Source organism: Mesorhizobium onobrychidis (assembly GCF_024707545.1).
Classification (GTDB): domain Bacteria; phylum Pseudomonadota; class Alphaproteobacteria; order Rhizobiales; family Rhizobiaceae; genus Mesorhizobium; species Mesorhizobium onobrychidis.
On record NZ_CP062229.1, the window covers coordinates 4,460,088 to 4,473,594 of the forward strand.

At 61.5% G+C, this 13,507-nt stretch carries 13 protein-coding genes, 1 tRNA gene and 1 pseudogene; 11 read left to right on the top strand and 4 right to left on the bottom strand.

Going from position 1 to position 13,507, the window contains the following annotated elements; translation table 11 throughout:
* Positions 1 to 6: 6 nt before the first annotated feature.
* A tRNA-Ser gene (locus IHQ72_RS22155) sits at positions 7 to 127 on the bottom strand.
* A 421-nt stretch (positions 128 to 548) separates the two neighbouring features.
* Here IHQ72_RS22155 and IHQ72_RS22160 point away from each other — a divergent pair.
* From IHQ72_RS22160 to IHQ72_RS22195, 8 genes are all read left to right on the top strand, one after another.
* On the top strand, positions 549 to 1,778 hold the full coding sequence (locus IHQ72_RS22160) for a septal ring lytic transglycosylase RlpA family protein (protein ID WP_258117239.1): 1,230 nt from the start codon (positions 549 to 551) through the stop codon (positions 1,776 to 1,778).
* A 115-nt stretch (positions 1,779 to 1,893) separates the two neighbouring features.
* On the top strand, positions 1,894 to 3,060 hold the full coding sequence (locus IHQ72_RS22165) for a D-alanyl-D-alanine carboxypeptidase family protein (protein WP_258117240.1): 1,167 nt from the start codon (positions 1,894 to 1,896) through the stop codon (positions 3,058 to 3,060).
* A 159-nt stretch (positions 3,061 to 3,219) separates the two neighbouring features.
* Entirely contained in the window at positions 3,220 to 3,891 is a 672-nt protein-coding gene (gene tmk / locus IHQ72_RS22170; RefSeq protein WP_258117241.1) for a dTMP kinase, read from the top strand.
* Positions 3,888 to 4,943 (top strand): DNA polymerase III subunit delta', encoded by a 1,056-nt coding sequence (locus IHQ72_RS22175; protein ID WP_258117243.1) that lies wholly within the window; start codon positions 3,888 to 3,890, stop codon positions 4,941 to 4,943. Before tmk ends, IHQ72_RS22175 begins: the two co-directional genes overlap by 4 nt.
* An 81-nt stretch (positions 4,944 to 5,024) precedes the next feature.
* Positions 5,025 to 6,578, top strand: coding sequence for a methionine--tRNA ligase (gene metG / locus IHQ72_RS22180; RefSeq protein ID WP_258117244.1), 1,554 nt, complete (start codon positions 5,025 to 5,027; stop codon positions 6,576 to 6,578).
* On the top strand, positions 6,578 to 7,372 hold the full coding sequence (locus tag IHQ72_RS22185) for a TatD family hydrolase (RefSeq protein WP_258117246.1): 795 nt from the start codon (positions 6,578 to 6,580) through the stop codon (positions 7,370 to 7,372). Before metG ends, IHQ72_RS22185 begins: the two co-directional genes overlap by 1 nt.
* A 3-nt stretch (positions 7,373 to 7,375) precedes the next feature.
* Positions 7,376 to 8,194 (top strand): MBL fold metallo-hydrolase, encoded by an 819-nt coding sequence (locus IHQ72_RS22190; RefSeq protein WP_258117248.1) that lies wholly within the window; start codon positions 7,376 to 7,378, stop codon positions 8,192 to 8,194.
* Between the two features lie 15 nt (positions 8,195 to 8,209).
* On the top strand, positions 8,210 to 8,680 hold the full coding sequence (locus IHQ72_RS22195) for a YbaK/EbsC family protein (RefSeq protein ID WP_258117249.1): 471 nt from the start codon (positions 8,210 to 8,212) through the stop codon (positions 8,678 to 8,680).
* A 23-nt stretch (positions 8,681 to 8,703) separates the two neighbouring features.
* Here the strand turns inward: IHQ72_RS22195 and IHQ72_RS22200 are convergent, their stop codons facing one another.
* Positions 8,704 to 9,363 carry a TetR/AcrR family transcriptional regulator gene (locus IHQ72_RS22200; protein WP_258117251.1) on the bottom strand — a complete coding sequence of 220 codons (660 nt, stop codon included), beginning with the start codon at positions 9,361 to 9,363 and terminating at the stop codon, positions 8,704 to 8,706.
* Positions 9,364 to 9,606: 243 nt separating this feature from the next.
* Between IHQ72_RS22200 and IHQ72_RS22205 the strand changes: the two genes are divergently transcribed.
* Positions 9,607 to 10,554 carry a homocysteine S-methyltransferase family protein gene (locus IHQ72_RS22205; protein ID WP_258117254.1) on the top strand — a complete coding sequence of 316 codons (948 nt, stop codon included), beginning with the start codon at positions 9,607 to 9,609 and terminating at the stop codon, positions 10,552 to 10,554.
* A gap of 180 nt (positions 10,555 to 10,734) precedes the next feature.
* On the opposite strand, the gene IHQ72_RS22210 is transcribed toward IHQ72_RS22205, so the two are convergent.
* Together IHQ72_RS22210 and IHQ72_RS22215 are read right to left on the bottom strand one after the other, a co-directional pair.
* The gene (locus IHQ72_RS22210; protein WP_258117256.1) at positions 10,735 to 11,241 is read right to left on the bottom strand and encodes a hypothetical protein; all 507 of its coding nucleotides are present in this window, start codon (positions 11,239 to 11,241) and stop codon (positions 10,735 to 10,737) included.
* Positions 11,242 to 11,381: 140 nt separating this feature from the next.
* Positions 11,382 to 11,867: a RidA family protein gene (locus IHQ72_RS22215; RefSeq protein ID WP_258117258.1), complete on the bottom strand. Its 486-nt coding sequence runs from the start codon at positions 11,865 to 11,867 to the stop codon at positions 11,382 to 11,384.
* 174 nt (positions 11,868 to 12,041) lie between these two features.
* Here IHQ72_RS22215 and IHQ72_RS22220 point away from each other — a divergent pair, with 174 nt between their 5' ends.
* Both IHQ72_RS22220 and IHQ72_RS22225 read left to right on the top strand, forming a co-directional pair.
* A complete protein-coding gene (locus tag IHQ72_RS22220) occupies positions 12,042 to 12,737 on the top strand; it encodes a TetR/AcrR family transcriptional regulator (RefSeq protein WP_258117261.1) in 696 nt (231 codons plus the stop codon).
* Between the two features lie 44 nt (positions 12,738 to 12,781).
* Positions 12,782 to 13,423 (top strand): annotated as a pseudogene (locus IHQ72_RS22225) (arginase family protein); the annotation flags it as partial.
* Between the last annotated feature and the right edge of the window lie 84 nt (positions 13,424 to 13,507).

The window sequence follows — 13,507 nt, forward strand, 5'->3', positions numbered from 1 at the left end:
GCCGAACGGGCGCAGATTTGGGGCAGATTTCGTCCTCCTTTTCAGCGATGACCCTTGTGTTACAAGGCATTGTTCGCCATCAGACACCGGTTTTCAAGACCGGTGCCTTAAACCGCTCGGCCATCCCTCCATCGTGATTTTTCAACCACTTGGATGCTCGTCCTGATCTCGACTCATACCTGTTGGCACTGCTGCGCCGCCTGGAGATCGCGTTCGCGCTTCATTGCTCTAGTGCGCCCGACGAAGTCCTGTCAACCGGCCGTTGCCTGTTCCTGCCAACGGCTGGGCATGGGCGCTTTGACGGCGGGGCTGAAGCAGGACGAACAGCGCAGCGCCGAAGCTCGAAAAGCCGTGAGTTTTTACCGCGACCACCGGGACGGTTTGCGCCACAATCTCGCCCGGTTCCGACCATATTCGGTTAATACGGTGATAAACAATTCCTGTGCACAAGGGATTGCGAATCAAGGTGGCGCTGCCATTGTCGAGTAGGTTTTTGGCCTGCCGACGGTCAAGTTGCGGCGCCTTTGTTGAGAGGGGACAATCGAAAAATGCAAAGCACGGCGCGCCCGCGTCTTCGTCGCGCTTCCGCTTTCGCGTTGTTTGCCATGTCGGCTGCCTTGCTGGCGGCTTGCGCCGCGCCGCCACAGCCGAAGGCGATGGTCAACAAGAAACCTCGCTCCAAGGAATATTTTTCCGAATCCGAATACGGCGTGAAGGCCAGCCCGCGCGTCACCTTCAAGATGTCGGGCCTGCAGCGTGGCGGCGGACGCGACCAGCTCGGCAAGCCCTATCAAGTGCGCGGCAAGTGGTATTATCCGAAGGAAGACAAACGCTACGCCAAGATGGGTCTCGCTTCCTGGTATGGCGAAGCCTTCCACGGCAGGCTGACCGCCAACGGCGAAGTCTACGACATGACACATCTGACCGGCGCGCATCCGACAATGCCGCTGCCGAGCTATGCACGCGTCACCAATCTGAAGACCGGCAGCTCGGTCATCGTGCGCGTCAACGATCGCGGTCCTTACCATGACGGGCGCATCATCGATGTGTCGAAGCGCGCCGCCGAAATGCTCGACTATGCCAATATCGGCACGGCCAAGGTGAAGGTCGAATATGTCGGCCGGGCGCCGCTTGACGGCAATGACGATCGGTACCTGATGGCCTCCTATAATCCAGGCAACAGGGTGCCGGATCCGTCGGACGGCTTACCCACCGGTGTCATGATCGCCATGAATGGACCATCGCCGAGTACGGCGTTGGCCGCCGCCGCTCCATTTCCCGGCCAGTTGACGAATTCCGCATCGGCACAGCCTGTCATTGCGGCGCAGGCGCCGGCCTCCGGGAATGTGACGCTGCCCGATTTCGGGCCGATCGTGCCGGAACGCCCGCAGATCAATCTGCCGGCGCAATCGCCGTTCAGCGTAGCGTCGCTGTCTTACGCGGACGAACGCGTGCAGCGCGCCTCCAATGTCTTTGCCGCGCTGGATGGCGCCGGCATGTCGCCTGCCGAAATCCTTCGATCGTGGAAGCGGCAAGCTCCTCCGGCCGCTTCGCCCACGGACTTTATCGCGGCTGGCTCGTTCGAGGATGCCGCCGAGGCGCAGCGTGTGGCAGCCCGGCTTTCCAGCTTCGGCAAGACCGAAATCCAGCGCTCCGAATTCGAGGGCAAGGACTGGCATTCGGTCAACCTCTATCCGGACGGCCATGGCAGCCTGGACGAGATGCTGCAGGCGGCATGGTCGCATGGCGCACCGGACGCGCTCGTGGTTCGGAACTGACCGGCAAAACCTGAAGTTTTGCCCTGTTGTCCATCGCGCGGTTGATCGGCCGGGACAAAGCCTGATAGCTTGTAGAGCTTGCCCCAGAAATGCCGGCTGACAGGTCGAACCTCTCATGAAATTTCGCTTCGCCGCGCCTCTCGCCGGGCTCCTGGGTTTTGGCCTCCTGCTGCTTTCGCTGGCTCCGGCCGCGGCGCAGCTTTTCGAGACCAAGGCCGCGCAGGCCTTCATGATCGATGCCGAAACCGGAACGGTGCTGTTTTCCAAGGATGCCGACAGGCCGATTCAGCCGGCGTCGCTGGCCAAGCTGATGACGATGGAGGTGGTTTTCAACGCCATCAAATCGGGGCGCGTGACGCTCGACGACACATTCGTGGTGAGTGAAAACGCATGGCGCACGGGCGGGGCGCCATCCGGGACGTCGACAATGTTTGCCAAGCTGAAGTCAACGATCCGGCTTGAAGACCTGATCCAGGGGGTGACTGTTCAGGCCGCCAATGACGGCTGCATCATCATCGCCGAAGGTTTTGCGGGATCGGAGGCGAATTTCGCGACTGAGATGACCGAGCGCGCAAGGCAGATTGGCCTCGAGAAATCGACATTCGTCAATTCAACCGGTCTGCCGGCCGACGGTCAGCAGACGACGGTTCGAGAGCTTGCGCTTCTGGCCCTGCATATCTGGCGCGAGTACCCGGACCTCTATCGCTATTACGGCCGAAAGGATTTCACCTGGAACAAGATCACCCAGAGGAACCGCAACCCGCTGCTGGCGATGGATATCGGTGCCGACGGCCTGGCGATCGGCAGGAGCGAGGCATCCGGGTTTGGCGTCGTCGGCTCGGTCAGCCACAGTGGCAGGCGGGTCATTGCGGCGATGAGCGGCCTGACAAGCGACCGCGAGCGCGCCGAGGAAGCGCGAAAGCTGCTCGACTGGGGCCTTCGTTCCTTCCAGAAGACCGAGATTTTCGCCAAGGACGAGGTGGTCGGCGAGGCCCAGGTTTTCGGCGGTGTGAAATCCGGCGTGGCGCTGAAGGCAAAAGCGCCCGTGGTCATCTTCCTGCCCATCGCCAACCGCGACAAGCTGACCGCCAAGATCGTCTATGACGGGCCGGTTGCAGCCCCCGTGGAGGAGGGACAACCAGTGGGTGCGCTGCGGGTCTGGATCGGTGATACGCTGAGCCAGGAGACGCCGCTTTTCGCGGCCGAATCGGTTGGCGTCGGCTCGCTGCCGCAACGCGCGCTCGATGCCGCTAAGGAACTGGCGGTCGGCTGGCTGCGTTAATGTATGTCGCCCAAAAGTGCGCATCGGTTTTGGGGCACGATATGCATGAAAGGGGCCGAAAGCGCGTCGCATATCTTCAGACGCGGCTCGCTTTAGCACCACGGCGTGGACCTTTTCTCAAGTCAGGACTATTACGGTCCCGCAGCATGGATAAGGGCTTTGGCATACGGATTTTTCATCACCTTCGAAGGCGGAGAAGGGGCAGGCAAGTCGACGCAGATCGAGCGGCTGGCCAGTAAGATGCGCGCCAAGAAATACGATGTCCTTGTCACACGTGAGCCGGGCGGCTCGCCGGGCGCAGAGGCGGTGAGGCATGTCCTGCTTTCCGGCGCTGCCGAGCCATTCGGCCCCAGGATGGAGGCGCTGCTTTTCGCCGCCGCGCGTTCCGACCATGTCGAGCAAGTCATCCGGCCGGCGGTCGAACGCGGCTCGATTGTGCTTTGTGATCGCTTCATGGACTCCTCGCGCGTCTACCAGGGCGTCACCGGCGGTCTCGACCCGGTGTTCATGGGCGCGCTGGAAAAGGTCGCCATCAATGGCATGGTGCCCGGCATGACGCTGATCTTCGATATCGACCCGGCCGAAGGATTGCGGCGCGCCACGGCACGACGGGGCACCGATGCCGGCGCCGACCGCTTCGAAAAGGAAACGCTTGATATCCATCAGCGCCGCCGCGAAGCCTTTCTGGCGATCGCCGCGGCAGAGCCCGAGCGCTGCATCGTCGTCGACGCGTCCGCTGACCCCGACACGGTGGAGAACGTCGTCACCGCCGCCGTATTCGCGGCCCTGGAGACGACGACGCCGGCGCACAGGAAGCAGGCGCCGGGATGATTTTCGAACGGATCGCACCAGCACAGCACGACACGCTGGACGGCGTACCGGAGCCATCCGAGACGCCGCGTCTGGTCGGGCATGGCCAGGCGGCGAACATGCTGGCGTCAGCCTATCGCTCCGGGAAGCTGCCGCATGCGCTGATCTTTGTCGGACCGGTCGGCATCGGCAAGGCGACGCTCGCCTTTCACCTGGCGCATCACCTGTTGAAGCATCCGGCGTTCGAACAGGCGCCGGAGGTCCTTGCCGTTCCCGATCCGGCGTCATCGCTGTTTCGCCAGATCGCCACCGGCGCGCACCCTTCGGTGCTGCATCTGACCCGCCCGCCGAACGACAAGTCGAAGAGCTTTAAGACGGTCGTCACCGTCGATGAGATCCGCAAAGTCAGCCGCTTCCTGTCGCTGACCTCGCATGACGGCAGCTACCGGGTGGTGATCGTCGACCCGGCCGACGACATGAATGCCAATGCAGCCAACGCTTTGTTGAAGAATCTTGAAGAACCACCGGCACGCACACTGTTCATCCTCATCGTCCATGCGCCGGGCAGCCTTCTGCCGACGATCCGCTCGCGCTGCCAAATGGTGCGGCTGACGCCGCTCGATGCCGCGAGCCTGATGACGGTTCTGGAGAGCGTCGAACCACCGCCACCGGACGATTCCGCGGAGCGCGCGGCACTGGCCAAGCGGGCAGGGGGCAGCGCGCGCACCGCAATCCTGTTGACGCAGTATGGCGGGCTGGAAATCGCCGAAACGCTCGACGCTCTGGCGACAGCAAGAAAGAGCGACGTCGCCGGCGCCTATCGCCTCGCGGAGGCGGTCGCCGGTCGCGACCAGGCGATCCAGTTCGATATCTTCAATCGCCGTGCGCTCGACCTGCTCTCGACCGGTGCAAGCCAGGCCGCGCTGGCGGGCGATCTGGCGCGGGCCAAAGCGCTGTCGGATACTTGGCACGAGGCTTTGAACGCTATATCTGAAACCGACACCTACAATCTCGATAAGAAGCAGCACGCCTTGACCATGATCGACCGCCTGAATTCTGCAATGCGAATGTGACGGCCCATCGGGATGGCAATCGCCGTTTCGATACGATATCTCACCGACATCTTTCATTCAGACATTCATGACGGCTCATCCATGGCACGCGAAAAATACTACCTCACGACGCCGATTTTCTATCCGAACGGCAAGCCGCATATCGGTCATGCCTACAATGTCATCGCCAGCGACACGCTGGCCCGCTTCCAGCGGCTCGACGGCAAGGACGTCTTCTTCGTCTCGGGAACCGACGAGCACGGTTTGAAGATGCAGCAGACGGCGGACGCCGAAGGCCTGACGCCGAAAGCGCTTGCCGATCGCAATTCGGCGATCTTCCGCTCGATGCTTGAAGCGACCGGCTGTTCGAACGACGTTTTCATCCGCACCACCGAGGAGCGCCACTACAAGGCCTGCCAGGCGATCTGGACACGCATGGCAGAAAACGGCGACATTTACCTCGACCGCTATAGCGGCTGGTATTCGGTGCGGCAGGAAGCCTATTTCGACGAGGCCGAAACCAAGGTCGGCGACGACGGCATACGTCGCGAACCGCTCGGCTCGCCTGTCGAATGGACCGAGGAAGAGAGCTATTTCTTCCGCCTTTCCGCCTATCAGGACAGGCTGCTCGCGCTCTACGAGAACAGCCCCGAATTTGTCGGACCGGCGGAGCGGCGCAACGAAATCATCAGCTTCGTCAAATCCGGGCTGAAGGATCTGTCGATCTCGCGCACCACGTTCAATTGGGGCGTGCCGGTGCCGGGCGACGACAAGCATGTGATGTATGTCTGGGTCGATGCACTGACCAACTACATCACCGCTGCCGGTTATCCGGATACGGCCGATGACAGATGGTCCTTCTGGCCGGCGAACGTCCACGTCATCGGCAAGGACATCGTCCGCTTCCACGCCGTCTACTGGCCTGCCTTCCTGCTGTCGGCAGGGATCGAACTGCCGAAGCGCGTGTTCGCGCATGGCTTTCTATTCAACCGCGGCGAGAAAATGTCGAAATCGGTCGGCAATGTCGTCGATCCGTTCGTGATGATCGAGCACTACGGCCTCGATCAGGTGCGCTATTTCTTCATGCGCGAAGTGCCGTTCGGCCAGGACGGCAGCTACAGCCACGAGGCGATCGTCAACCGCACCAATGCCGACCTCGCCAATGATCTCGGCAATCTGGCGCAGCGCTCGTTGTCGATGATCGCCAAGAACTGCGGCGGCATGGTGCCCATGCGCGGTGAACTGAACGGTGCCGACAAGGCGATCCTCGATCAGGCAAGTGCGGCCCTTGTCACGGCACGCAAGACGATGGCCGAACAGGGCATCCATCTGGCGCTGGCGGCGATCTTTGGCGTGGTGGCCGAAGCCAACCGCTATTTCGCCGGGCAGGAGCCATGGGCGCTGAAGAAGACCGATCCCGTGCGCATGGAAACGGTGCTGTGGACGACGGCCGAGGTGATCCGGCGTATCGCGATCCTTTGCCAGCCCGTGGTCCCGACTTCGGCGGCGAAGCTGCTCGACCTGCTGGCGGTGCCGGCAGACAGCCGTGACTTCGCGCATGTCGTCGAAACTCACGCGCTGGTTTCAGGCACGGCTCTGCCAGCGCCGGAACCGGTGTTTCCACGCTATGTCGAGCAAACGGTTGCAAGCGCCTGATGTTGGTCGACAGTCACTGCCATCTCGACTTTCCGGATTTCGCAGAGGAGCGGGCGGCCATTGTCGCCCGCGCTTTAGCCGCTGGAATCGGTCGCATGGTGACGATCTCGACGCGTGTGAAGCGGTTCCCACAAATACTTGAGATCGCTGAATCTTTCGACGAAGTCTATTGCTCTGTCGGCACCCATCCGCACAACGCCGCTGAAGAGCTGGACGTGACTGTCGAGGAGCTTATCCGGCTGTCCGCTCATCGCAAAGTGGTGGCGATCGGCGAGGCCGGGCTCGACTATTTCTACGATCATGCGCCGCGCGATGCGCAGGCGCAGGGCTTTCGTACCCACATCGCCGCAGCGCGCGAGACCGGCCTGCCTCTGGTCATCCACTCGCGAGACGCCGACAGCGACATGGCTGATATCCTCGAGGACGAAACAGGGAAGGGCGCCTTCCCCTTCATCCTGCATTGTTTTTCGTCAGGGCGTAGGTTGGCCGAAGTCGGCGTGGCGCTCGGCGGCTACGTTTCCTTTTCCGGCATCCTGACGTTCAAGAATTCGGCCGAGCTGCGCGCCATCGCCGTCGATGTGCCACATGATCGCCTGCTGGTCGAAACCGACGCGCCATACCTCGCGCCGATACCGTTTCGCGGCAAGCGCAACGAGCCTGCTTATGTCGCGCATACAGCCAAGGTGCTGGCCGAAACAATCGGCGTCAGCGAGGCGGAGATCGCTGATGTCACCACGGACAATTTCTTCCGGCTGTTCAAGAAGATGCCGCGCCCGAGCGCGCTGAGCGCCTGACGCATGAGCGACCGGCTGCGCCTCACCATTCTCGGCTGCGGCTCATCGCCGGGCACGCCGCGCATCACTGGTGACTGGGGCAATTGCGATCCGGCCAATCCGAGGAACCGGCGCATGCGCACCGCAGCGCTCATCGAGCGGATAGCGGCAAACGGGGACAGGACCACAGTCGTCATCGACACCGGGCCGGATTTCCGCGAGCAGATGCTGCTGGCATCGGTCAGGCGCATCGATGCGGTCGTCTATACGCATCCGCATGCCGACCATATCCACGGCATCGACGATTTGCGCGGCTTCGTGCTCGAGCAGCGTCATCTGATCGATGTCCACGCCGACCAGCCCACGATGCTGCGGTTACAGGAAGCGTTCGGCTATTGTTTCGAAACACCGCTAGGCAGTTCTTATCCGCCCATCGTCGAGCCCCATATCATCGACCACGCCAGGCCGGTCGTGATCGAAGGCGAGGGGGGTGCCCTCACCCTCGAGCCGCTGCCGCAGATCCACGGTGACATCATATCGCTTGGTTTTCGCATCGGCGGGCTCGCCTATTGCCCCGATATCAGTGATTTCCCCGACGCCACGGCCGAACGGCTGCGCGGTCTGCACATGCTGGTCATCGACGCGCTGCAATACAGGACGCATCCGAGCCATCTTTCGCTCGGTCAGGCACTCGACTGGATCGAAAAACTTGCGCCGAAAAAGGCCGTGCTGACGCATATGCATGTGCCGCTCGACTACGCCACGGTGATGGCCGAGACGCCGGCCAACGTCGAACCTGCTCATGATGGTATGACGATCGAAATCCCTCTTGAATCATCATGATCGGTTCGGTTCTTCATGGCTGGTAGCATTGATCGTGTGACCAAGGCAGCAGCCGATTCTGGTCTCGACATCGAGATCAGGCGCATGGGTGCCTCGACACGCACCGCCGAGGAAGCCGCCGCGCAATGCGGCTGCACGGTTGCACAGATCGTCAAATCGTTGGTTTTCCAAGGAGAAGCCAGCGGAAAACTGTTTCTCTTCCTGGTCTCCGGCTCCAACCAGCTCGATCTCGCCAAGGCTGCCGCGCTGACCGGCGAGCCGCTGAACCGCGCCGACCCGCGGCAGATCCGCGAGAAGACCGGCTTTGCCATCGGCGGCGTAGCGCCGATCGGCCATCTGATTGCGATCCCGGCGTTCGCCGACGAAACGCTGCTCGGTTTCGATCGCGTATGGGCAGCGGCCGGCGCGCACGACGCGGTGTTCGCCGCCGAGCCACACGCAATGCTCAAGGCGGCGCAGGCTCTCGTCGCGACGCTGACGACCTGAGTCGAACACGCCCGCTATCGCAGCTATTCGGCGGCGACCGCAGTGTGAGCGGGCGGCAACATGATGTCGGGCACAACCGGCGCGAACAACATCTTCACGAAGCTGCGGAAGGCGAGGATCTGGCGTTCGAGGACACGGGGATCGCCAAGCCCCCGGGACATGATGATGCCGCCATCAATCACGCAGGAGAACATGATGGCCACGTCGTCGAGGTCCATGCCTTTGCGGGCAGAATAAACGGCCGCAATCTCATTCAGCGCATCGCGAAACCGCCCGTTCCAGGAGCGTACGGCGTCGGAGGCGATGTCGCGAACGTTGCGGTCGAAGAGGCGCTCCTGATAGGTGAACGTCGCGATCAGGCAGCCGGGGTGGCCGTTCGGCAGATCACCCATCAGCTCGGCAAGCAGCTTGAGCGTGATCAGGAACGACTGCAACGGATCATCGGACAACTGCCGGCCGCGGTGAAACACATCATCGAAGATGCGGTCGTTCTCCTCGACGTAGCGCAGCATCAAGGCGCGGGCGAGTTCGTTCTTGTCCTTGAAATGATAGAAGAAGCCGCTCTTGGTGATGCCGGCTTCGGCGATCACCTCCTCGATGGACGTCGCGCCGAACCCCTTGGCGAGCACCGAGGCCTCGGCGATCTCCAGAATGCGTTCGCGCGTTTCCGCACCCTTGCGCATGACCGAATGCCCTCAAATTTACTGTACCGGCGGTATGGTTTTCACCCCAGCCAACATCGGCACCGATAGCAATAAGGCCGGCCCAGCGCGGCTATCCGTCTGTTATTGCTGCGGTTTCCGCTTCGGTGGAGTACCGGACCACAAGCCTTCTACCGCACCGGCGGCACGTGCTGCTAAAACTTGGCTATTCCGAACCGGCCGCCACCAAGGCGGCACGGTGTTATCTTACCACTGGAGACAAACATGGCCAAGTACCGCCTGAATCTGCCGCAACTCGCCAACAGAAAATTCCTGAGCGATGGCGGCATGGAAACGACCCTCATCTTTCACGAAGGCCTCGACCTTCCGCATTTTGCTTCATTCACGCTGATGGCGACGCCTGAAGGCCGGCAGAAGCTGAGGGAATATTACGTCCGTTATCTTACCATAGCGCGCAGAAGCGGGACCGGCTTCATCCTCGACACGCCGACGTGGCGGGCCAACCCGGATTGGGGAACCTTGCTCGGCTACGGGCCGGAAGCGCTACGCGCCGTCAACGAGAGCTCGATCGAGCTTCTTCTCGACCTGCGCAAAGAGTTTGAGACCGCCGAAACGCCGTGCGTCATCAGCGGCGCGATCGGACCGCGCGGCGACGGCTACAAAGCCGGCACGATGGATGCTAACGAGGCGGAAGCCTATCACGCGGCGCAAATCGAGAGTTTCGCGCGGACCGAGGCCGACATGGTGGCAGCCTATACGCTCACCAATTTCAACGAGGCAATCGGCGTGGCGCGGGCGGCCAAGGCGCATGAGATGCCGTGCATGATCTCGTTCACCGTGGAGACGGACGGGAAGCTGGTGACCGGGATGGCGCTCGGCGAGGCGATTGACAGGGTCGACGACGCGACAGACGGTGCGCCGGCCTACTATTTGATCAACTGCGCCCATCCGACGCATTTCATGCAGGCGCTGAAAAAGGGCGAGCGCTGGCTCGATCGCGTTTATGGCGTAAAGGCGAACGCTTCGGCCAAAAGCCATGCCGAACTGGACGAATCGGAAACGCTCGACGCCGGCGACCCGGACGATCTCGGGCGGCGCTACAGCAGGCTGACAGCTTCGTTTCCGACGATGCGCATCCTGGGCGGCTGCTGCGGCACCGACCACCGGCACATCGCGGCGATCTGCGAGGCCTGCGTGCCGCAAGCGGCGTAGGAACCTGTCCCAGGAGACGCAACGCTACCAACCGCAGTTCCGCTGGTTCCAAGGAACAAGCAGCTGCGGTTGGGGCCGAAAAGCAACGCAATCAAAACGCACCTCAGTTCCATAACCTATCTTATGCGACTTTCTCACTGCAACTGTAGCAGCCATATTGGGATGCGAAAGTTCAGCATTTTAGAGAGGCGGTAGTCCCCGGCTTTCACGGTAGCCGGGCGGATCTTCAACCACCACCATTGCTATTTTTTGTTGGACAACGACGAAGCGCAGTACGTTTGATGCCAGCATGAACTCCGTTGGCTTGGCGCATTTCCACTCAACTTTAACAACGTCGGCATCAACACCTGTGTCGCTAGTGACTTTTCGTTCTGTTTGAATGAGAAACTTCGAACAATCCGATTCCGGAAGATGTTTTACAAACTCCGGAAAAACCCCCGCCAAATCCGCGCCGAAGTCAAATATGATCCAGGCTGCATCAGGTGCCAGGAAAGTTTTGGCCTTGTCCGGATTTTCGATCGAGAGGCTAATATAGTTCTCGACGAGTTGGGCAGGCGCGAGGTCGGAAGCGCTCGCAGCGGCGATGGAAAGGCAAGTAGCGGTCGCCAGCACGACGCAGCTTAACTTCGTGGCGAGCGGCAGCGGTCCTTCTGAGGCAACAGTTTCGTTGGCCCGGTGATCGCTCAAATCTGTCAGTCCGATTTAGAGTAGACGCAGTATGACTACGCTTACTGATGGAAGGCAACATCCGCGATGCGGCCACGACAATGATGACCGGTACCGCTCAAGGCGGCGCGCTCAACTCATTTCGAGCGGATCAGACCCCGCTAGTCAAGCACGACCACGGCTTCCACCTCGAACAGCATGGGGTCGATCGCAAGCTTGGGCACGGGAATCAGAGTCTGCGCCGGCAGCGCCTCGCCGAACATTTCCTTGACGTTCTTGGTCAGCACCTCAAGCTTGGACATATCGTGATCGACCACGAAGACCGTGAGCTTGGCGACCTGATTGGGCTTCGCACCGATCCCCTCAAGCGCGGTGCGCAGGTTCGCATATGCCTGTTTCACCTGGACAGCGAAGTCGGGCGACAAGGCTCCCGTGCTGTCCTGGCCGCCCTGCCCGGAGATATATGCCACCCGGGCTTCGCGAGGCGCGATCACCGCCGTGCTGTAGCCATTCGGCGACGGGTCGTAGAGGTTTTGTGGATTGACGATGGTCAGCTTGAGATCATTCTCATTTGCTGTCGTCGCAGTGGGAACTCCGATGGTCATGACGATTAGCCCTCCGATAAGATGCTTGATTGCGCGTGACATGATTTTTTCTCCTTGCTCTGCGGACTGCGAGCAACGGCCCCCGCGGTCGTACCGTCCAAGCGACTCGTACAACATACGAGTCATCGTATGGTACTCTGTACGAGTCAACTGTTCAGGATCGACATTCCTGACGGTGCCTGCCAAAGTCGAGGTGCCGACTAGCGAGGAAGATGGATGGCAGCCAAACGTAGCGGCGCCCGGATCAAACGGCCCCAACGGATAAGTGAGAGGCTCCAGCCCGTGCAGCAGCCGCACAGTGAACCGCCTCTCTCGCGCGAGCGCATCGTGGCGACCGCGGTGGAACTGCTCGACGCTCAAGGGCTCGACGGATTGACGATGCGTCGGCTGGCCGATCGCCTCGGCTCGGGCGTGATGAGCCTATATTGGCACGTTAACAACAAAGAGGATGTCTTTGATCTGGCGCTCGACTCGGTGCTCGAATATCGCGGACAGCCACAAATAGTCGAGTCTCAAGACTGGCGCGGAGAAGTCGGTCATATGCTCGAAAACTGGCGTGCCTGCATGCTGCGTCATCCTTGGTCGGCGTCGCTGTTGCCGCGCCGGGCGCTCGGCCCGAACATGCTCAGTCGCCTGGAACTGCTGAGCAAGATCCTGTCCAGAGCCGGTGTAGCGGACGCGGATCTGAACGTAGCGATATGGTCGCTCTGGAACTATGTGATGGGCGCTACCATCACCCGGGCGAGCTTCGACCTCTCGGACGACGACAGGGCCGCCGCGCAGCAGCGCCTTGCACGCCTCAGCGAACGCTACCCCACAATCGAACGCTCTCGTCTGTTGTTGGACAACGATTGGGACGGCGCTTTCCGGAAAGGCCTCGACTTGCTGCTCGATGGCCTCGCCCCAAGATAATAAGCATTCCTTTTCATCGCCCAGCTATCCGGCCGGTATCGCACAATGCCGGAAACCGAGCCCGGATCGAGGCGAAGACGCGCGAGGTCCTGGCGTTGCCGGCGGTACCGATCCTGCTTGGCGGCGACGATTCCGTGCCCATTCCCTTCCTCGCCGGCTTTGCGGATCATGGGCCGGTCTGGATCCTGCAGATCGACGCCCATATCGACTGGCGCGACGAGGTGTCTGGCGAACGCTACGGCTATTCGAGCCCGATGCGCCGGGCGAGCGAGATGCCGCATGTCGCCGGCATCGTGCAGGTCGGCATCCGTGGCGTCGGCAGCGCACGGCTCACCGAAATCGAAGCGGCGCGGCGCTATGGCAGCCGCTTCGTGACCGCCCGCGAGGTTCACGCCCAGGGCGTCGAAGCCGCACTCCGGCATATTCCGGAAGGAGCGCGGGTCATCGTCACTCTCGACTGCGACGGCCTCGACCCCGGCATCATGCCGGGCGTGGCGGCGCGTACGCCCGGCGGCCTCACCTACACGCATGTGATCGACCTGATCGCAGGCCTCGGCAAGAGGGCCAGGATCACAGGATTCGACCTTGTCGAGCTCTATCCTCCCGCCGACATCGACGGCCTGTCGGCCCTGACCGCCGCTCGCCTTCTCGTCAATGTGATCGGCACCATCGTCCGGCAGGTTTGAAAACATCCCCCCGCGACATTTCCAGTTGCAGGGGATGTGACTGTCCCTTGCCCACGAAGGCCGATTTCCTGGTCAGACCGCCCT